We start from the raw sequence: 21,050 nt of genomic DNA, 5'->3' as shown, positions 1-21,050 counted from the left end.
CTTGCAAAAATACGAAGTAGCACAGCCTAACACCTTACTTTTTTTTAATTAAATTGCATTTAGCCTAAGCTATGAAAATAACAGACTTCATAATAAAAGATATAGACCCTATAGATGAGCGCCTTCTTATGGGAGATGCGCAAGAACTCTTTAGCCAAACTACCTATTCACACGTACCTATTACTAGAGAAGGAGTTTACGTAGGATGCCTCAATGAAAATGATGTACATTGCCACGAGGCTGATGGGGTTATAGCAGACAATGCACATATGTATGAAATCTTTTTTGTGCGCACAGATACAAACTGGCTTAATGTTTTAGAAGCTTTTGCTCAAAATAACACGAATTTAATGCCTGTTCTTGATGAAACTACGAGAGCTTATCTGGGATATTATGAGCTGGCAGATGTGATGACCTATTTTAATAATACTCCGTTTCTTAATGAACCCGGGAGCATTCTTGTTATTGAACACGGTATTCACGATTATAGTTTTAGCGAAATAAGCCAAATTGTTGAAAGCAATGATGGTAAAGTATTAGGAGCTTTTATTTCAAAAATAAAAAACGAGGTTGCTCAAATATCAATCAAGATAGGAGGCAATACAAGTTTTAATACCATCCTTCAAGCATTTAGACGCTACGGGTATGTTGTGATTTCAGAACATCAGGAAGATGCCTTTATAAAAGATTTGAGAGAGCGCTCTCAATATCTTGAAAAATACCTAAACATATAAGTTTAAACTTGCCCAATATGAAAGTAGGTATCTACGGTCAATTTTACCACGAGAATTCAGGTCATTATGTACAACAGTTACTCGATCTGCTTGATCAAAAAGGAGTCGAAGTTATTATTGAAGAGAACTTTTTACGTCTTATTCACGAGAATGACGACATTAATAAAACATATTCACACTTTAGCACTTTTGAAGAATTAGACACAAGTTATGATCTATTTTTTAGCATAGGTGGCGATGGTACTATCTTGCAAACTGTGACTTATGTGCGTGATTTAAATATACCTATAGTAGGTATCAACACCGGTAGATTAGGATTTCTAGCTACTGTTCAAAAAGAAAGGCTTGTGAGCTCTGTAGAAGAAATACTAAAAAACAATTACAGTATTTCTGAACGCTCTCTTATAGCGATAAAAACCGCCAGCCCTAACGAAAACTTTGAAGAGCTAAACTTTGCCCTAAATGAAGTAACCGTAAGCCGAAAGAACTCAACATCTATGATTTCTGTAGACACTTATCTAAACGGAGAGAAATTAACAAATTACTGGGCAGACGGTTTAATTATTTCTACACCTACAGGTTCTACAGGTTATTCTTTAAGTTGCGGTGGGCCGGTAATTACCCCTATGACTTCTAGTTTTATCATTACCCCAATAGCGCCACACAACTTAAATGCCAGACCAATTGTTGTACCTGATGAGACCGAAATAAAATTAATCGTAAGTGGTAGAGAACACGAGCATCTTGTATCATTAGACTCGAGAATAGCCACATTACCCATTGAAACTGAAATCACACTTACAAAAGCACCATTCAAAATTAAACTGGTGCTATTAGAAGAAGACACCTTCTTAACCACCCTTAGAAAGAAGCTACTCTGGGGTGAAGACAAACGCAACTAGACAATAAAATCGCTCTTATTTTGTTTACAAAAAAGACTACAGAATCATTTTGAGTCTGCGTAAACAATATTGCTATATTTGCAAACTTTTAAAACCTATGCGGTATTTATCAATTTTACTAATTGCTTTGCTCTGTCACGTAGCTGTTGAAGCCCAGACCTATGAAATAGGTCTGTATGGCGGGGGTACTAATTTTATAGGTGATGTAGGAAAATCAAATTACATAGCTCCTAACGCTCCTTTCATAGGTGGTATTGCAAAATGGAATCGTAGTCCGCGTCACGCCTTTAGAGCCAGCGTGGTAGTTGCAAATTTAGAAGCTGCAGATAGCGATAGTGATGATGCAAGAAGGCAGCAGCGCGATTACGAATTCAATTCTACATTTATTGAGGCATCTTTAGGAATAGAATACACATTCTGGGAGTTTGATATGCATAAAAGTTTCAGTAAACCCGCTACACCTTATTTATACAGTGGTTTTACTTACTTTTACCACGACAATTTTGCATTAGATCAAGATCAAAATGCCTTAGTTAACATAGGTTCTGAAGGAAATATTGCAATCCCGATGGTTATTGGGTTTAAAGCCTTAATATCAACATCTATAGTAGTGGCTGCAGAAGTTGGAGCGCGTTATACATTTACAGATAATTTAGATGGAAGCTATCCCGGCGATGGTGATAACATTAATTATTTTGGCAACATAAATAATAAAGATTGGTATATGTTTACAGGATTTACAGTAACCTATACCTTTGGAAGGCAGCCGTGTTATTGCGGCTTTTAAGTATATATAATGGATTTTTTAGACGAAATAAATCACGATAAATTACCCCAACACATCGCTGTGATTATGGATGGTAACGGTCGTTGGGCTAAAAACCAGGGCTTATTACGAGTTAAAGGACACCAAAAAGGCACAAAAGCGGTTAAAGAGACCATTGAAGCTTGTGCAGAATTAGGTGTTCCCTGCGTAACACTCTATGCATTTTCAACAGAAAATTGGAATCGTCCAAAACTTGAAGTTGACACTTTGATGAAACTTTTAGTCTCTTCCTTAAAAAAAGAAATTAAAACACTTCAGGACAATAATATATCTCTTCACGCGATAGGAAATCTATCAAGTTTACCTGACAAAGCGCAACGAGAGTTGACCGAGGTTATAGAAAAAACTAAAAATAATTCTAGACTACGATTAACGCTTGCACTCAGCTATGGCTCTAGGGAAGAACTCGTAAAAACAGTGCAGGAAATAAGTCTTAAAGTTAAAAATAACCTAATTTCGCCACATTTAATAAATGAGGCAGTCATTAAGGAACATTTGTACACTCATGATTTGCCTGATGTTGATTTACTTATACGCACCAGCGGTGAACAACGCATAAGTAATTTTTTATTATGGCAGATAGCCTATGCCGAGCTCTATTTTACACCAGTGCTCTGGCCAGATTTCACAAGAAAACATCTGTACGAAGCAATTTATAATTATCAGAAAAGAGAACGACGATTTGGAAAGACGAGTGAGCAAATTAATTAAGCAGATGGCTAAACAGACAGGGTTAATTTTGGCCTTTTTATTAAGTTGTATAAGTTTTACAACAGCAACAGCACAAAACGATTTACCGGTTTCTAATGGTAAGCAATACGAGATAGGCGTTATCTCGGTTGTAGGTGCAAAACAGTATAACGAGCAAACAGTTATTGCCTTTACACGACTCAAAAGCGGAGACCTTGTATATCTTCCCGGAGATCGTATTAGTAATGTCATTAAAAAACTATGGGATTTAGATCTTTTTAGTGATATAAACCTTTATGCTACTATTAATGGTGATAAAGTAGATCTCAAATTTGAGATTGAAGAAGTTCCAGAACTTAATAAGGTTACAATAACCGGTATTAAAGAGAAGAAAACAAAAGACATTATAAAAGATAATGATCTTAATAAAGGAACAAAGGTTACTGAAAATTTAATAACTAAAACCAAGTATTATATTGAAAATAAATATAAAAAAGAGGGATATTTAAATTCTAAAGTAACCATATTAACAAGACCTACTAAAGATACTACAGAGTCTCAGCGCGTAGATATGTTAGTAAATGTAGAGCTTAGTGATCGTGTTAAAATCGAAGACATTGAATTTATAGGAAACGAGGAGCTTTCTGATGCTAAACTGCGCAAGCAGATGAAAAACACTAAGCAGAAAAACCTTATACGTTTCTGGAAACGTTCAAAATATATTTCTGAAAACTACGACGAGGATAAAGTTGCAATTGTTGATAAGTATAAAGAAAACGGCTTTAGAGATGCACGTATTGTTACAGATACTTTAATACATAGTGGTGATGATTTAATCACTTTAAAAATAAGTCTTGAAGAAGGTGACAAGTATTACATAGGAGACATTGATTTCTTAGGAAATACTGTGTATTCAGATCGTGAACTTGCCCGCCAATTAGGTCTTGAAAAAGGAGATGTTTACAATGGCGTTTTACTTAAGGAGCGTATCGCTAAAGATGGTGACCCTAATGCAGATGACCTTTCTAATCTATATAAGAATAGCGGTTATTTATTTTCTTCTATAAACCCGGTAGAAGTAAATGTAGAAAACGATACTATAGATTTTGAAATACGTATTACAGAAGGTAAGCTAGCCTACTTTGACCGTATTACAATTACAGGTAATGATAAGACTAAAGATCGTGTTATCTACCGTAATTTACGTACAAGACCGGGTCAACGTTACAGCCAGGCAGCTGTTTTACAAACAACTCGAGAATTAGGTCAGACCGGTTTCTTTGATCCTGAGCAATTAAATCCTCAGTTTTTAAATGCAAACCCATATGACGGTACTATTGACATTAACTACGCTTTGGTTGAGCAAGGCGCCAGCCAGATAGAACTACAAGGTGGTTATGGTGGTGGTGGTTTTGTAGGTACTTTAGGTCTTTCTTTTAATAACTTTTCTATTCAGAATTTATTTAATAAAGATGCCTACCAGCCTTTACCTATGGGTGATGGTCAGAAATTTAGTTTAAGAGCTCAAGCCAGTACTTTCTATCAAACATATAGCGCTTCACTTGTTGAACCGTGGCTAGGCGGTAAAAAACCTGTACAATTACAATTAAGTTTTTCACACAGTATACAGTATCGTTATAACTTTAATGGCGGTAATAATGCAAGACCAGACAAAGACAGTAGATTCTTAATTACCGGTGGTTCTATAGGTCTTGCTAAGCGTCTTGAGGTTCCTGACAACTACTTTACCCTTTCTCACGCTATAAGTTTTCAGCATTTTGATTTAAGAAACTATAATGTAGGTCTATTTACTTTTGGTAATGGTTCATCAGAAAATTTAGCATATACAATAGGTATTTCAAGAAATGAAGGTGACGTTAACCCTATTTTCCCACGTACCGGATCTAAATTTAACTTAACCGCAAAATTAACTCCTCCCTATTCTCTTTGGAATGGTACAGATTACAAAGAATTAGCCGACACGCGTGCATCATTAGATCCTGTTGCAGATCAAACTGAAATATCACAAATAGATCAAGAGCGTTTTAACTGGTTAGAATATTATAAAATTAAATTTGAAGGACAGTGGTTTACCTCTTTAGTAGGTAAGTTAGTGTTGAGCTCTAAAGTTGAATTTGGTTTCTTAGGAGCCTATAATAACGACAGAGGCATCCCTCCTTTTGACCGCTTTTTCTTAGGTGGTGATGGTCTAGGTGGTTTTGCTTTAGATGGTAGAGAAGTAATTAGATTACGAGGATATCCTAATCAATCTGTACTTCCTCAAGATCGTGTAGATAATTCTAGTTTAGATGCTAGTGACGGTGCAACAGTTTTTAATAAATTTGAATTTGAACTACGTTACCCAATAACTCTAAAACCTTCGGCATCTATTTATGCTTTAGTTTTTGGAGAAGCAGGGTCATCTTTTGATAATTTTAAAGATTATAATCCGTTCTTAATGAATAGATCTGCCGGTGCCGGTGTACGTATTTATATGCCAGCATTTGGTCTACTAGGAATTGATTTTGGTTATGGTTTTGATCCTATACCAGGAACAGTAGGTGGTCCTAACGGATGGGAAACTCACTTTATAATTGGTCAGCAATTTTAATTTGGCACGATATTTTCTAATACATTCTTAACTATGAGAAACAACGTTATTTTACTAAGCTTAACCGTATTATTCACGGGATTCTTGGCAGAAGCACAACGTAGTATTCGCATAGGTTATGTTGATATGAATTACATTCTTGAGAATGTTCCCGAATATCAAGAAGCGCAAAATCAATTAGATTCTAGAGTCGCAGGATGGAAAGATGAGATTGAAAAACGCAATAAGGAAATTGATTTAATGAAGACGGCTTTAGAAAATGAGCGTGTCCTATTAACACAAGAACTTATAAAAGAGCGCGAAGAAGAAATTCGTTTTCTTCAGAATGAAATTTTAGAATATCAGCAAAAGAGATTTGGGCCTCAGGGAGACTTAATGAAGCAACGTAGTGTTTTAATTGAGCCTATACAGGATCAGGTTTTTAATGCAGTGCAGGAGATATCGGCAAACAAACAATATGATTTTGTTTTTGATAAATCTGCAGATTTAGTAATGTTGTATGCAGATAAGCGCAACGATATTAGCGATCAGGTTTTATTAAGCATTAAACGCTCTTCAAGACGTAGCCAAATAAACTCTAAAGCAGATAAAGAACAACTAGAACGCGATGAATCTTTAGATTTAGAAGAAGTGAGAGAGCGAGAAGCACGAGAAGCAGAAGATGCTGCAAAGTTATCTGAACGTGAACGCATAATTGAAGAACGTAGAGCATTACGAGATTCTGTGCAGGCAGCAAAGCAAAAAGAATTTGATAATCGTCGCCAGCAATTGTTAGATGAGCGTCAACGTAAAAAAGATTCTATTAGAGATGCCAGAAACGGTACGAGAAATACTGGCAACCCTCCAGGTTTGCCTCCTAATGGAGTTAAAAGTACAGACGGCCTAACACCTGAGCAACGCCGCCAACAAATTTTAGAAGAAAGACAACGCAGAAAAGATTCGATATTAGAATCTAGAAGAAAGATAAAAGATTCAATTAATTAAAAATAATACCTTGCCATTAGGTTATTAATGGCCACTTAAAACTTAAATAATTAAACACTTAATATCACTTAAAATGAAACACGTTAAAACCCTAGTTGTAGCCATAGCTTTAATCTTAGGAACAACAGGATTTATGCAGGCTCAAGATCTTAAAGTTGCTCACATTGCTACTCAAGATTTATTAACTTCAATGCCACAGTATAAGCAAGCTCAAGCAGACTTAGAAAAATTACAAAGTTCGTATGATGCTGAAATGACAAATATGGCAAACGAACTTAAGAAAACAATGGAGCGTTACGGAAATGAGGCTACAACACAAACTGACGAAACTAATTTACAGCGCCAGTCTGAAGTAGAGCAAACTCGTAACAAGATAATGGAGTATCGTCAGAACGCTCTTAGAGATCTTCAAAAGAAAGAGTCTGAAGCATTACAGCCTATCGTTGAGAAAGCTCGTTTAGCTATTCAAAAAGTAGCACGTGCTAAAGGTTATAAATATGTTTTAGACAGCACAACCGGTACAGGTCTTATCTTAGCAGACGGTTATGATCTTATGGCAGATGTTAAAAAAGACTTAGGTATCTAAATACCTTTAAAATAATTACATTAAACTGCCCTATCGATTAATTTCGGTAGGGCAGTTTTTTTATTTTTGAAGTATGATAAACAAGGAGGCAATAGGCATATTTGATAGCGGTGTAGGTGGGACATCTATTTGGAAAGAAATTATTAGGATGCTTCCTAATGAGGATACCATATATCTAGCAGATATTGCCAATGCACCCTATGGCGAGAAATCCCCAGAACAAATCATTGATTTATCTATAAAAAACACTCAAAAGCTTATTTCTCTGAATTGCAAAATGATTGTTGTTGCCTGTAATACTGCTACTACAAATGCAATAGATCTTCTTCGAGAAAATTACAGCATCCCTTTTATAGGTATTGAGCCTGCTATAAAACCTGCAGCACTGTCCTCTAAAAGTAAATCAATAGGCATATTAGCTACAAAAGGTACGCTTAGCAGCTCCCTGTTTCATCGCACATCAGAGTTGTATGCAAGTGAACTAAATGTTATAGAAGTTATAGGAAAAGGTCTTGTAGAGCTAATTGAAGCAGATAAGATAGAATCTTTAGAAATGTACACCCTGCTAAAAGGATATCTTGAACCTATGATAAGTCAAAACATAGATTATCTGGTTTTAGGATGCAGTCACTACCCCTACTTAATACCTGTTTTACGTAAAATTTTACCTCAAGACGTAACCATTATAGATTCTGGGCAAGCTGTCGCCTTACAGACAAAAAATATTCTTATAAAAAACAATTTTTTAAATACGCGTGAAGTTTTAGGAAATCACACTTTATATAGCAATGCAGATACTAAAGTATTGCGAAAGCTTACAGTTACTGAAAAAGGAATAACAAAAGAAGTTGCTTATTTAAACTTTTAATTTATCGCAGGACAATTACACTCATATTGTTCGCGACGCTTTCCGAAGTCGTAACCCAGAGTAATCTGATGAAATCCGTTTGAAATTACGATGTCATTTTGCTGATAGGAATAGGTATAAGCTACTAAAAAATTTCCGTAGGTAACACCTAAAAATGGGGTTAAATATTGTGATTTTTGATTAGATACAGATCCATCTCCGTTAATGTATTGTGCCCCATCAAGATTTCTCCTATAAGACAAACCACCCCAAAGTTTTCCCCAGTCAAATTTGTGATATACTTTACCATTTATATCAAGGGTAACTTCTTTAGTCTCATCTGTAGCCTGTAACATTAAAGAAGGCTCATAACTCCAAGGACTATTAAATTTTCCAAAGACATATCCAGCAGATGCCAGATAGCGACGCTGGTTTCTAGACTCTAACTCTGGTGTAAAAATGGCTCTGTTTCTAGGGAGAATATTCTTAACTGTGGCGTGTGCGTAAAAATCAAGAAAATAATAAGACATCCCTAAATCTACATTAAAATAATTATCAGTTTGGCTACCACCAGTAATAACAGGATCAAAATCTGTTTGATCAAAAGAGCTCTCATCTAACGTATTTTGTAGCAATCCTACACTCAACCCAAAAGATAATTGATTGAGATCTATATAGTTCCTAGACAATAATAAATGATAGGCAAAAGTTGTATATACTCCACGCTGGGAATAATTTCCGTTCTCATCAGAGAATAAAATAGCTCCTAGTCCTACTTTATCTCCTACTCTACCATTAACGGCAGCTGTATATAAATTGGGAGCATCTTCTATATCAAACCATTGCTGGCGTGCAGTTAATCGTACTTGGTTAGAATTTGCAGCACCTGCCATTGAAGGATGTAATAAATACAAATTATCTGTCAAATAATCCCAATACACCGGGATACCTTCTTGCGCCTGACTAAATTGACCAATAATCAAAAACAATAATACTATATATCTCTTCAAAATAACAATATGGATTTTAGGTCATTAACACACAGGGCGCAAGATGTAAATCTAATTAATTTATTAGGTAGAAAACGTTTAAGACTTCTAAAAATAAATTATAAGAGTTCTAAATTAGCTAAATTTGCATCAAAATTATAATATGAGCACTTTTAGCATCTCTATAGAATCTACATCAAATCCTGCGATAAAAAAATTTCAGGCAAATTCATTTCTAGTTAATCACAACAGCTACGAATTTAAGAATATTGATGAGGCCAAAAATTCACCTTTGGCTCAGCAACTGTTTTACCTTCCATTTGTAAAAACGGTTTATATTTCGCAAAATTTCATCGCTATTGAAAAGTTTAGCATTGTTGACTGGATAGACGTTCAAAACGAACTATCTCAGCAAATCGAAGATTTTCTTAATGAAAACGGAATTGTTATAATTGAAGATGCTGCTTCTGCAAAAAAAATACCAGTTACAGTATACGCAGAAAGTACACCTAATCCTGCGGCATTAAAATTTGTGACTAATAAGAAGCTGGTTACAGAGACTCTTGAGTTCAAAAATATCGATGAAGCTAAGAACGCGCCCTTGGCAGTCGCGCTCTTTAGTTTTCCTTTTGTAAAGGAAGTGTTCATGGATTCTAACTATGTTAGTATACATAAATACGAAGTTGCCGACTGGGATAATGTTTTTCAGGAAGTAAGAGAGTTTATTAAAAACTATATTGAGGATGGAAAAGAGATCTTGTCAGAAAACTTTAAAAAGACGCCTCAAATTGTTGAACAGGAAAAAGAAGCCCAGTTTGAACATCTAGACGATATTTCTAAGGAGATCGCAAATATCATCGAAGAATATGTAAAACCTGCAGTAGCAAGCGATGGTGGAAACATACTATTTAAAAATTACGATCCAGAAACTAAAAATGTAAAAGTTGTTTTACAGGGAGCCTGCAGTGGCTGCCCGTCATCAACATTTACTTTAAAGAATGGTATTGAGAATATGTTGAAAGAAATGCTAAAGGGTAAAATTAATAGTGTTGAGGCCATAAACGGCTAAAGAATTAGCAGATTACCAAAAAAATATCCAGAAAATTGGACACATTATTGTAAATTCAACAGGAATCACAATAATTAACAAAACCAAAAATTATGGCAATTCTAAAAGTAATAGAGTTATTAGCAAGTTCTAATAAAAGCTGGGAACAAGCGACCGCAAATGCTGTTAAAGAAGCATCAAAAACTATTAAAAATATACGTTCGGTATATGTAAATGAACAAAGCGCAGTTGTTACCGGTGATACAGTTTCAGAATTTAGAGTAAACGTGAAGATTACATTTGAAGTAAAATAAAATTTACTTAAGATTTATAAAAGTCCTGTTATCATAATATGATAACAGGACTTTTTTATTTTCTATTATAAAATATGATAACTAGAGATATTTTGAAACTACAACGAGTTAGTGCTTTAACAATTAACGTTATTTAAACACTAGTATTTTTTTTATATCTACTCTAAACAAGACCTTTGCGTCAAACTAAAAAACACCTATGGAATTGGACACGCAGTATTACGAAGATTATATTAAAAAATTTGGAGATAAAATTATAGACTTCCTTCCGAGCCTTATTGCAGCTGTAATAATGCTTGTAGTAGGATTTTATATCATAAAATTTATAAACCGCCTTGTAAAGAAATTTTTTGCAAAAAAGGATTACGATTTAACATTAGAAAAATTTATTGCAGATCTTATAAACTGGACTCTTAAAATACTTTTATTTGTTTTAGTTGTTACACAATTAGGTGTAGAATCTGCATCACTTGTTGCTGTAATAGGTGCTGCCGGCTTAGCAATAGGCTTAGCCCTACAAGGATCTTTAGCTAATTTTGCAGGTGGAGTACTTATATTACTTTTAAGGCCATTTAAAGTAGGTGATTGGATATCTGCCCAAGGTGTTGATGGTACAGTAAAAGAAATATCTATTTTTAATACACGACTTATAACTTTCGGAAACCAAGAAGCCGTTATACCTAATGGTAAACTTTCTAACGACAATATCATTAACTTTTCTTCACAGGGAATTCGCCGTAATGCTCAAACCTGGGGGATTTCTTATGATAGTGATATTAAATTAGCTAAGGATATTCTGTTAAGCTTAGTAAATGAGCAAGATACAGTTCTACACGATCCACATCCTGAGCCAATGATTGTAGTTACTGAGTTAGCAGACAGCTCTGTAAATTTATCACTACGCTTCTGGGCAACTAATGAAGATTACTGGGCATTACATTGGTTTATATTAGAAGAAGGTAAAAGAAGATTAGAAGAACAAGGTATTGTTATACCATTCCCACAACGTGATGTACACGTATTTAATGAGAGTGGTGCCTCTTTTAGTGCAAAATAATAAAACCTATTTTTTAGGATTATTTATCTGAAAATCTTTAAGATAAAAAGGTTCAAAATAAGCGACATCTTCAATGTCGCTTATTTTGTTTTTAGCATCAGCTAAAAGTGCCATTTCCCGAGCAGATGGCAACGCCTCTGTATTAAAACAAGCATTGGGATGTTTAATAATGTCTTCCAGTTTTTTTGCGCCATCACCTATAAAAACTGTTTTTCCTGCATTAAGGTAATCAGCAAACGAATGCTCATCTATAATTTGTGCTTCTATACCACGCAATTCGTAAAAATCTGCATCATATATTGCGCTGTAAACCTCCATCCTACGCGCGTCTAAAAGAGGTATAACATATTTGACATCACTAGCACTTGACTGCATTGCAAGAGCTTTGAGCGTATTTGTAGAAATTAGAGGAATGCTAAGTGCAAAAGATAATCCTTTGGCGCTGCTCACTCCTATGCGAAGTCCTGTATAAGAACCAGGACCTTTACTTACCGCAATAGCTTCTAATGCATTTTTAGCTACGCCAGCCTCATCTAAAACTTCTTGAATGTAAATATGTAACCGCTCAGCATGGGAGTAATTTAGCCCCATGTCTTCTTTAAGTGCTATAACCTCACCGTTATTTGCTAATGCAACAGAGCAATTTGTCGTTGTAGTTTCTATACAAAGTATACGTGCCATAAATCTAGTCTTCTTTCGAAGCACCAAATTTAGCATCTTTTTTTACCTCAACGAGGTCTCCTTCCTTAAGTAATTTTGTAACCGTATTGTAAGGACCCACAATAACCTCATCACCCGGCTCTAATCCAGAAGTAACAACTATGTTAGAATCATCCTGAATGCCAGTTTTTATACGTTTAACGCTCGCTTTATCTCCGTTTTTCACAAACACTGCCTCGTATTGATTATCACCAAAAGTAGAAGAAGTTGTGTCGTTTTTAATTACAATAGCACTTATAGGTACTGCAATAGCATCTTTAATACTGTTTGTTATAATATCTACAGTAGCCGTCATACCTGGTCTAAATGGTGAGTATGCTTCCGTCTTACCCTCAATAAGATCTTTATAAGAAGATTCTAGAATACGTACTTTTACTTTAAAATTTGTTACTTGATCTGCTGTAAGATTACTTTCGGCAGAGTTTGCAATTTCAGTTACCTGCCCTTTAAAAGGTTTCTTCAAGTACGCATCAACCTCAACTCTGGTAGAGTCACCTATATTAATTTTAACAATATCATTTTCATTTACATCAACTTCAACCTCCATATTACCAAGATCTGCTACACGCATAATCTCTGTACCTGCCATTTGTTGTGTACCTACAACACGCTCTCCTAATTCTACATCAAGACTAGATATCGTACCACTTATAGGCGCATAAATTGTAGTTCTAGATAAGTTATCACGAGATTGATTAACGTTTGCTGCAGCACTTTGCACACTATAGTAAGAAGACTTTACATTAGCCTGAGCAACCTCATAATCAGAAATAGACTGATCCCATGCAGATTTTGAAATTACACCTTTATCAAACAATGATTTATTACGATCATAATTTGCTTTAGCATTTTTAAGTGTCGCTTCTGCCTGTGATAAACCAGCTTTGATATTTTGTAAAGAAGCTTGTGCCTGGGTTAATGCAGATTGAATTAAATCTGGATTAATACGTACAAGCAAATCACCTTTCATAACCTGTTGACCCTCTACAACTGGAAGTTCGATAATTTCTCCAGAAACTTCAGATGAAATTTTAACTTCTACTTCTGGCTGAATTTTTCCGGTGGCTGCTACAGTCTCAATCACATTCATGCGATCTATCTTTTGAGTTTCTACAGCCTTAAACTCACCGGTTTTACCAAACCATCCCGCTTTTTTACCTCCTAAAAGAGCTAGAATAAGTACTACAGCAACACCAAATATAATTAGGATCGTCTTTTTTTTCATCTTGCGTATTTATATAAATCTATTATTGAACCAGAACTTAAAATCAATTAAAATTTTAGTTGATCTGCAGGCACACCAAAGTACAATTCAAGTACTTTTATTTTAAATATGTAATCGTATTTAGCACGATTTAAATCTATTTGAGCATTGTCATAACGAAGTTTTGACTGGCTAAAATCAAATGCATTTATTAAACCTACATCATAACGATCTTTACCGTAAGAATAAGCAAGCTCTTGAGATTCTGCAGCTTTTTGTGCAGCTTCATAAGACTTCAAAGCTCCTTGAGCATCTAAATATGCCTGATATACATTAGACTCTAAATCAAGTTTTGTTTGCTCCAGATTTATCGCTGCTCGGTCTGCAGTTATCTTACTTCTTCTAACATTATTACGCGCCTGAAACCCGTTGAGAATAGGTACATTTAATTGAAGACCATAAGAGATACCGTCATTAATGTATAACTGTTCTTGAAAAGAATTAAATATATCTTGCTCAGAATATCGCGTACTATACCCAAAGAATGCTGATATTGTAGGAAGCTGAGCCCCTTTTGCTATTTGAACATCTTTCTCTGCAATCTCTAGATTAGTTTGCGCAATTCTAACTTCATTTCGCTCTTCTTTAGCAGCCTCTATTATTTTCTCTGGAGCTAATAAAAGCATTTCCTCTCCATAAATGGCATAATCACCCTCTGCGATGTCAAATGATTTATAATCACGTATTAAAAGCGTTTGAGCTAGACTTATAAGTGAAATTTGTACTGCATTTTCTGCTGCTACAATACTTTGAATTTCTGTAGCGTTTTGTGCCTGCACTTCTAATAAATCACCACGTGGTGAAACACCACCATCTACAAGATCTTGTGTTTGTTGAAGTTGTTGCTGGGTAACCTCGTTTTGGGATTTAAATACTTTTAAATTTTCTTTGTTTAAAATCACCTGTAAATAACCATTTGCAACAACGAGTGCGATGTCATCTTGTAATTTTTCAAGTCCGTATTGAGCAGATAATGCGGTTAATTTAGCCCGTTGTACTTGCTTAAAGTTACGCAAACCATCAAATAAAGTGTAACTGGTATTTATACCGCCACTCGCAGATAAAAACTGAGTTGTTGTTGCTAAGTTACTAGTAGGGTCAAAGTTTAAACCCGTATTTTTAGAAACACTCGCATTAGCATTTAAAGATGGTAAAAAGTTACCTATAGCATCTGACTTATCTATAGCGGCTGATTCTTTATCAAGCTCTGCCTGACGTATTTGTATATTTTCTTCTAATGCACGCTGTATGCATTCCTGCAGCGTCCATTTTTGTTGCGCCATCCCGGAAAACGCAGAAAAAACTATAAAAACAAAGAGTAATATATTTTTCATAATTGTAATTCTGTTTAATAAGTAGTCTTAATCATTGAAGTGTTACACCTAAGTTGTTTTTTTTAATCTAAAAACTTGCAGCAGGCTTAATAGCATTCCACACTTTAATCTTATCTGTCATTTGAATTCCAGATTTAATTTCGACATAGATACCATCGCTAACGCCCAGAGTTACCTCGCGACGTTCAAATTTCTGATCACCTACCTCAACTTCAACATAAGGCGCCTGTGTTTTAGAATCGTATTGTACAAGCGCTTCTTTTATGGCAAGTACTTCATCTGCCCGTTCTAAAATAATAGATGCGTTAGCACTTAATCCTGCACGTATAAATGTGGTATCTGTTTTAGTAAGTGTTCCTTTTATTTCAAATTGAATTGCTCCATTTTCTGCAACACCCTTTGGCGCGATATAATCTAGAGTAGCATCAAATTTTTTGTTCTCGATAGCACCTACCGTAATTTCTAACGGAAGGTTTTCAGTAATTTTACCTACTTCACTTTCATCAACTTTACCTTCAAAAATCATATTATTGACATCTGCGATTGATGCTATGGTAGTTCCGTCATTAAAATTATTTGCTTCAATAACCTGATTGCCCGCTTTAACAGGAACTTCTAAAACCATCCCCGTGATTGTTGCTTTAACAGATGTTGTCGCGTCACTACCTAATCCTGCAGTTGTACCGGTTCTAATAATGTCATAGTTCTGTCGTGCAGAATTTAAATTTACCTGCTGCTGTCTCCATTCCTGCACCGCCTGGTTGTATTCACGCTGACTAATATCAAAATCATTTGCCGAAATAACCCCACGATCAAAAAGAGATTTTTGTCTGCTATAGATGTTTTTCTGGTTTTCATAAGCCAGTTTTGAAGTCTCTAATTGGTTGCGCGCTCCCTGAATTGTATTCTTAGCCCCCACAAGTGACGATGCATTAGGCACCACATCTATCTTGGCTATAAGATCACCTTCTTTAACAATCTGACCGGCGACCACATAAATCTCACCTATGATTCCCGAAATGTTAGGCTTTATCAAAATCTCTTCTTTAGGCACGATACTTCCCGTGGCTACCGTTTTTTTAACAATGGTTTGTTTAGACGGCGACTCTGTCTCATAAACAACTGGATCCTCCTGATTCTTTTGGTAGAAATAGTATAAAGATCCTACAAAGACAATGGCTATCACCGAGAGGATTATAATAGTAACTGATTTTTTCATATGATTAACGTTCGTTTTTGATGATTTTTATTCGTTACGCAAAGCGTCAATAGGTTTTACTTTTATGGCATTTTGAGCCGGTATAAAGCCAGCCAATAACCCTGAAAATACAAGGATAAATAAGGCGATTATAACTGTCCCAAGATCTACACTGGGATTAGAAAACATTTCTACAGGGCCATTAGCATCTAGTACCTTGTTTACCAAATAAATCACGCCGGCTCCCAGAGAAATGCCTACCATACCAGAGATTATAGTAAGAAAAACAGATTCCATTAATATTTGACCCCGTATAGACCACGGGCTGGCTCCTAATGCTCTGCGTATTCCTATTTCTTTGGTTCGCTCTTTAACTACAATTAGCATAATGTTACTGATGCCTATAATTCCTGAGAGTAGTACCAAAATCCCTACGAAGTAGGCAACTATTTTTAAAGCAATAAAAAGACCATCTACTTTCTGATATTGCTCGTATAAATCAAAATTACCTATAGCTCTATCATCTTCAGGATGTATACTGTGTCTGTTTTTAATAATCTCAAATATTTCAGATTTCAACGCCGTGATAGAATAACCATCTTTAGCAGTTACAGCCATCCAACCTACGGTATCTCCCATATTAAATGCTTGAGAAAACGCGGTAAAAGGCACATAGATCTGCTTCTCATCTTCTTCTGCATCCCCGTTGCTAGATACCATTGAATAGGTTCCTACAACCATAAAGTTTACACCGTTTACCTTTATGTAGGTTCCTATAAAATCTTCATCTTTATCGTATAGCGCGTTACGTACTCCCTCTCCTATGACTGCTACCTTACGATTTGCTTTTATATCGCTGTAATTGACAAAGCGACCGGCAGTAATATTCATAGGCTGCTGCTCAATATATTCTGGGTAATCACCATATACATTAAAAGCACCGGTATTAATACCACGTGTAACATTGTTTGCTCCGCCAAAACCTCCCAATTGGTTACGAGGCGAGACAAAGCGTAACTGCGGTATGTTTTCTTTCATTGCAGTAACATCTCCCAGATTGTAATTAAATCTTCGGCCTTTAGGCAATCCTTTATAAGATTTTGAGATGGTTTGGGTCCACATAAACATACTGTTAGTTGCTATGCCCCCAAAATCTTTCTTTACTCCATTTTCAAGACCTTTACCGGCAGCCAGTAGAATTACCAGAATAAATATTCCCCAAAGAACTCCAAAAGCTGTCAAAGCAGTCCTAAACCAGTTACGGCTTAGTGCTTCAATAATTTCATCCCAACGATCTCTATTAAACATTTTTCAAACTGAATTTATTCTTCCCTAAGTGCTGCAATAGGTTTAATTCGTGAAGCGCGCCAAGCCGGTATAAATCCTGCCAGAGCACCTGCAATAACCAGTATAAATACCGTTGTAATTGCCACATTAAAATTAACCGAAGGATTCCGTATATAATCCATTTCTAAATTGGGTCCTACAATCTCTAGCAAACCCATACTTACAATAAGTCCGCTAAAACCGGCAATTGTTGTAACAAATATCGACTCATGTAAAATCATGCTTACGATAGAAAGTGGCTGAGCTCCCAGAGCTTTGCGAATGCCAATTTCTTTAGTACGTTCTTTTACGATGATAAGCATAATGTTACTTACTCCTACAATACCAGCTATTAGGGTACAGATACCCACAAACCAAAAGAACGTCTTTATCATCCAGATTAGATCATAAAAACGTTTAGCATTCTCGAGCGTATTATTCACATTTACCGCACTCGTATCATCTGGAGAAATTAAATGTCGTTCTTTTAGAAAAACCTCGATTTCTTCAGAAAACCGAAGGGATTGTGCTAAAGCATCTTGAAAAGTACCTTTAGGAGTTAAAGTAAACCCTAAATTATTTACTTTATCTGCACCGCCAAAAACACGTTGTGCTGTAGATAGAGGTAAGAAAACACGGGTCTCTTCACGTTCTCCTCCGGGGTCTGTATAAACACCTACTACTTTAAAATTGATGCCGTTTATTTGAACCTGCTCCCCTATAGGGCTTTTATCTTTAAAAAGATCTTGCTTTACCTTATTGCCAATTGCAATTACCTTGGCCTTAGAATCCTGGTCTGAATAATTAATGTATCGACCTTCAGTTAAACTTGCATTTTCCAGAAACTGATAATCAGGATATACACCTTCAACACGATAACTTCCTGATTCATTTTTAAAGCTTAAAATACCACTCCATATTCTATATACTGAAGATTTAAATTGAAGATCATCTTCATATTTAGTTATCAGGTAATCGTAATCCTCATTAGTCATCTCCACAAATCTTCCGGGATTTAGACCTTTATAACCTACGGAAGTAACACCCGTATATACAGAAATACGATTAGAGGCATCCTGCTCAAACTCTTTGCTAATTCCGTTTTGCATCCCCTGACCAAAACCAAGAAGTATTACTAAAATAAATATACCCGAAGCTACAGAAAGGCCTGTTAAAAATGTACGTAGCCTATTTTTTGAGATGGTCTCTAATATTTCTTGCCAGCGCTCTAAACTAAACATGAGATGAAGCTCTTACTTGATTAACCAGCGTATCATCTATAATTAACCCGTCTTTAAGGTTTACGATACGCTTAGTCATGTGGGCAATATCGTCTTCGTGAGTAACAATGAGAATTGTTTTGCCTTCATCATTAATGCCTTGTATAAGCTCCATCACCTCGTAACTTGTCTTTGTATCTAAGGCTCCGGTAGGCTCATCTGCAAGTAAAACTTTAGGATCACTTGCTAATGCCCGTGCAATTGCAACACGCTGCTTCTGACCTCCTGAAAGCTCATTAGGCATATGATGCGCCCAGTTTGCAAGACCTACTTTTTCAAGATAGCTCATGGCTTTTTCGGTGCGCTCTTTTCGCTTCATACCTTGATAATAAAGCGGCATACCCACATTATCTAAAGCACTTTTGTAATTGATAAGATTGAATGACTGAAAAATAAAACCCAAAAATCGATTGCGATATTGGGCTGCTATTTTTTCATTAAGATTTTTAATAGGGACATTGTCGAGCGTGTAAGAACCGTTATCTGCTTCATCAAGCATTCCCAGAATATTCAGCAATGTAGATTTGCCAGAACCTGATGACCCCATTATTGAAACGAGCTCTCCCTCTTTTACCGAAAAATTGATTCCTTTAAGTACATGCAATGAATTAGCTCCCATAGTGTAGGACTTATGCAAATCTTTAATAGCAATCATATAGTGATGGTTTAAAATAAAAATAGAATAGAGAAGTCTCAATCTATACTTTCATAATAGACCACAAAGTAGGGGGTTTGTTACAAAAAAACTTAAAAATTATTTGAAATCAACTGATAACTAGCGATCTGCTTTTTTTCTACTCCTGTAAATTAGATAGATGAGTCCCCCCATTAAGATATAAGGTATTGCGGCAAGATATACAATCCCGTTATTAACTCCTTCTGCCATACTATTGTCTGTCTCGCTTTCTAAAACAGCTCTACACATCGCACATTGAGCATTTATAGAAAATGTAACTAAAATGAAAATTAACGAAAGAAGAACTTTATTCATAACAAGGTTTTAAGCAGGGTAATACGGGAAAATCATAAAATAAACCACCACACCGGTTACTGCCACATATAACCATATAGGAAATGTAACACGCGCAATTTTGCGGTGTAATTGAAATTTACCCAGAGCTGCGCGAACGTAAGTCACCAGAACAAAGGGAATCACTCCTATTGAAAGCAAAATATGTGAAATTAAAATAAAGTAATATATATATTTAAACGAACCTATTGAAGCATTCTCTGCATCAGATAAAACACCATCAAGATTAGTATCGCCAAACATTGTCGAATCTGAAGTCGCGTGATAAACAACGTACAATACTAAAAAAACTACAGATAGACCTATACAGGTTTTCATAATTTTCTCGTGAGCAGCACGGTTTCCTTTTTTGATTTGCACCACTGCAAAAATTAGCAGAACGGCTGTTAAGCCATTTATTGCAGCATAAATAGGAGGTAAAAAACCTAAACGAGCTACTCCCGGAATACGCACTGTAAAAAGTAACGCTACCGCTACAGGTATTGCAATAGATAAAATTATAATCCATCTATTATATAATTTTTCTTTTTTCTCTATAGCTTCCATCTACTATTTCTTATTCTTATTCTTATTAAGTAATTTATGTATGTCTTCAATCAAAATATCTATTTGTGATGTCTCTTCGTCATCAGTCTCTGGTGTTCCCTGCGGAATAAAACCTCTGTAATAAATTAAAGGGTTTCCGAAATCATCTTTGCGAGATCGTATAAAACCGTTTTGATCTACTAGAGCAAAAAGACCTGAATGTTGAAAATTACCATCAATCTCCGGATTTTCCTGAGCTAATAAGTTGAAGCCTACATTTGCAAGTTCGTAGATTTTCTCACGTTCTCCCGTCATTAAATTCCAATCGGGATCAGTAACTCCATATTGATCTGCATATTCTTTAAGTATTTGTGGCTGATCATACTCTGGATCAATGCTAAAACTAGCAATTCCAAAATTTGCATCATCTTTAAACTCGTCCTGTATAAGTACGAGATTTTTATTCATAGGGATGCAAATAGTTGGACATCTTGTAAAGAAAAATTCTACTAAAAAAACTTTTCCTTTATAAGTATCTTCTGTTATTGTATCGCCATTTTGATTTACAAACTCAAAATGCGGGACTTTACGATCTTTGCCGTTTATATTTATATAAGATAGTTCTGCATTTGAATTATCTTCTGTATCGACCTCTGCAACATTGAGCCTATCATTTTTTACTACTTCTCCTTTCATAACTCGGTCTATAATTTTAGGAATAACAACTATACCAAATATTAGAACGATCACTGCGATACCTATGTAGGTCTTTTTTTTATTCATAT

22 protein-coding genes are annotated in these 21,050 nt (G+C 35.5%); 11 read left to right on the top strand and 11 right to left on the bottom strand.

Going from position 1 to position 21,050, the window contains the following annotated elements; genetic code table 11:
• The first annotated feature begins 71 nt into the window (after positions 1-71).
• From ACIGAM_RS06705 to murI, 8 genes are all read left to right on the top strand, one after another.
• Positions 72-734, top strand: a complete 663-nt coding sequence (locus tag ACIGAM_RS06705) for a CBS domain-containing protein (protein WP_028377482.1) — start codon at positions 72-74, stop codon at positions 732-734.
• A 17-nt stretch (positions 735-751) separates the two neighbouring features.
• Entirely contained in the window at positions 752-1,636 is an 885-nt protein-coding gene (locus tag ACIGAM_RS06700; RefSeq protein ID WP_396510697.1) for an NAD kinase, read from the top strand.
• A 97-nt stretch (positions 1,637-1,733) separates the two neighbouring features.
• A complete protein-coding gene (locus ACIGAM_RS06695) occupies positions 1,734-2,423 on the top strand; it encodes a DUF6089 family protein (RefSeq protein ID WP_396510696.1) in 690 nt (229 codons plus the stop codon).
• A gap of 9 nt (positions 2,424-2,432) precedes the next feature.
• On the top strand, positions 2,433-3,173 hold the full coding sequence (locus ACIGAM_RS06690; RefSeq protein ID WP_396510695.1) for an isoprenyl transferase: 741 nt from the start codon (positions 2,433-2,435) through the stop codon (positions 3,171-3,173).
• Between the two features lie 4 nt (positions 3,174-3,177).
• On the top strand, positions 3,178-5,763 hold the full coding sequence (gene bamA / locus ACIGAM_RS06685; RefSeq protein ID WP_396510694.1) for an outer membrane protein assembly factor BamA: 2,586 nt from the start codon (positions 3,178-3,180) through the stop codon (positions 5,761-5,763).
• A gap of 33 nt (positions 5,764-5,796) precedes the next feature.
• Complete coding sequence (locus ACIGAM_RS06680; RefSeq protein ID WP_396510693.1) at positions 5,797-6,747, top strand: OmpH family outer membrane protein; 951 nt, start codon at positions 5,797-5,799, stop codon at positions 6,745-6,747.
• Between the two features lie 73 nt (positions 6,748-6,820).
• Entirely contained in the window at positions 6,821-7,333 is a 513-nt protein-coding gene (locus ACIGAM_RS06675; protein WP_396510692.1) for an OmpH family outer membrane protein, read from the top strand.
• 73 nt (positions 7,334-7,406) lie between these two features.
• Positions 7,407-8,201, top strand: coding sequence for a glutamate racemase (gene murI, locus ACIGAM_RS06670; RefSeq protein ID WP_396510691.1), 795 nt, complete (start codon positions 7,407-7,409; stop codon positions 8,199-8,201).
• On the opposite strand, the gene ACIGAM_RS06665 is transcribed toward murI, so the two are convergent.
• Positions 8,198-9,190, bottom strand: coding sequence for a type IX secretion system membrane protein PorP/SprF (locus tag ACIGAM_RS06665; RefSeq protein WP_396510690.1), 993 nt, complete (start codon positions 9,188-9,190; stop codon positions 8,198-8,200). The genes murI and ACIGAM_RS06665 overlap by 4 nt on opposite strands.
• 142 nt (positions 9,191-9,332) lie before the next feature.
• On the opposite strand from ACIGAM_RS06665, the gene ACIGAM_RS06660 reads away from it, so the two are divergent.
• From ACIGAM_RS06660 to ACIGAM_RS06650, 3 genes are all read left to right on the top strand, one after another.
• A complete protein-coding gene (locus tag ACIGAM_RS06660; RefSeq protein ID WP_396510689.1) occupies positions 9,333-10,238 on the top strand; it encodes a NifU family protein in 906 nt (301 codons plus the stop codon).
• Positions 10,239-10,330: 92 nt separating this feature from the next.
• Positions 10,331-10,531: a dodecin family protein gene (locus tag ACIGAM_RS06655; RefSeq protein WP_028377472.1), complete on the top strand. Its 201-nt coding sequence runs from the start codon at positions 10,331-10,333 to the stop codon at positions 10,529-10,531.
• A 199-nt stretch (positions 10,532-10,730) separates the two neighbouring features.
• Positions 10,731-11,588 carry a mechanosensitive ion channel family protein gene (locus ACIGAM_RS06650; RefSeq protein WP_396510687.1) on the top strand — a complete coding sequence of 286 codons (858 nt, stop codon included), beginning with the start codon at positions 10,731-10,733 and terminating at the stop codon, positions 11,586-11,588.
• Positions 11,589-11,594: 6 nt separating this feature from the next.
• Here ACIGAM_RS06650 and tsaB read toward each other — a convergent pair whose 3' ends face one another.
• The 10 genes from tsaB to ACIGAM_RS06600 all read right to left on the bottom strand — a co-directional run bounded on the left by tsaB (position 11,595) and on the right by ACIGAM_RS06600 (position 21,048).
• Positions 11,595-12,269, bottom strand: coding sequence for a tRNA (adenosine(37)-N6)-threonylcarbamoyltransferase complex dimerization subunit type 1 TsaB (tsaB, locus tag ACIGAM_RS06645; RefSeq protein ID WP_396510686.1), 675 nt, complete (start codon positions 12,267-12,269; stop codon positions 11,595-11,597).
• A gap of 4 nt (positions 12,270-12,273) precedes the next feature.
• A complete protein-coding gene (locus ACIGAM_RS06640; RefSeq protein WP_396510684.1) occupies positions 12,274-13,533 on the bottom strand; it encodes an efflux RND transporter periplasmic adaptor subunit in 1,260 nt (419 codons plus the stop codon).
• A 47-nt stretch (positions 13,534-13,580) separates the two neighbouring features.
• Complete coding sequence (locus tag ACIGAM_RS06635; RefSeq protein ID WP_396510683.1) at positions 13,581-14,906, bottom strand: TolC family protein; 1,326 nt, start codon at positions 14,904-14,906, stop codon at positions 13,581-13,583.
• Between the two features lie 67 nt (positions 14,907-14,973).
• A complete protein-coding gene (locus tag ACIGAM_RS06630; RefSeq protein WP_396510682.1) occupies positions 14,974-16,125 on the bottom strand; it encodes an efflux RND transporter periplasmic adaptor subunit in 1,152 nt (383 codons plus the stop codon).
• A gap of 27 nt (positions 16,126-16,152) precedes the next feature.
• Positions 16,153-17,412, bottom strand: coding sequence for an ABC transporter permease (locus tag ACIGAM_RS06625; RefSeq protein WP_396510681.1), 1,260 nt, complete (start codon positions 17,410-17,412; stop codon positions 16,153-16,155).
• A 14-nt stretch (positions 17,413-17,426) separates the two neighbouring features.
• Positions 17,427-18,671, bottom strand: a complete 1,245-nt coding sequence (locus ACIGAM_RS06620) for an ABC transporter permease (protein WP_396510680.1) — start codon at positions 18,669-18,671, stop codon at positions 17,427-17,429.
• The gene (locus ACIGAM_RS06615) at positions 18,664-19,365 is read right to left on the bottom strand and encodes an ABC transporter ATP-binding protein (protein WP_396510679.1); all 702 of its coding nucleotides are present in this window, start codon (positions 19,363-19,365) and stop codon (positions 18,664-18,666) included. The genes ACIGAM_RS06620 and ACIGAM_RS06615 overlap by 8 nt, the downstream gene beginning before the upstream one ends.
• Positions 19,366-19,485: 120 nt before the next feature.
• On the bottom strand, positions 19,486-19,701 hold the full coding sequence (locus ACIGAM_RS06610) for a hypothetical protein (RefSeq protein WP_396510678.1): 216 nt from the start codon (positions 19,699-19,701) through the stop codon (positions 19,486-19,488).
• 9 nt (positions 19,702-19,710) lie between these two features.
• On the bottom strand, positions 19,711-20,286 hold the full coding sequence (locus ACIGAM_RS06605; RefSeq protein ID WP_396510677.1) for a DUF420 domain-containing protein: 576 nt from the start codon (positions 20,284-20,286) through the stop codon (positions 19,711-19,713).
• A gap of 3 nt (positions 20,287-20,289) precedes the next feature.
• Entirely contained in the window at positions 20,290-21,048 is a 759-nt protein-coding gene (locus tag ACIGAM_RS06600) for an SCO family protein (protein ID WP_396510676.1), read from the bottom strand.
• Between the last annotated feature and the right edge of the window lie 2 nt (positions 21,049-21,050).

Source organism: Leeuwenhoekiella sp. NPDC079379 (assembly GCF_044542075.1).
Classification (GTDB): domain Bacteria; phylum Bacteroidota; class Bacteroidia; order Flavobacteriales; family Flavobacteriaceae; genus Leeuwenhoekiella.
The sequence above is the reverse complement of the archived record's forward strand: the minus strand, read 5'-3'. Positions and strand labels throughout refer to the sequence as shown.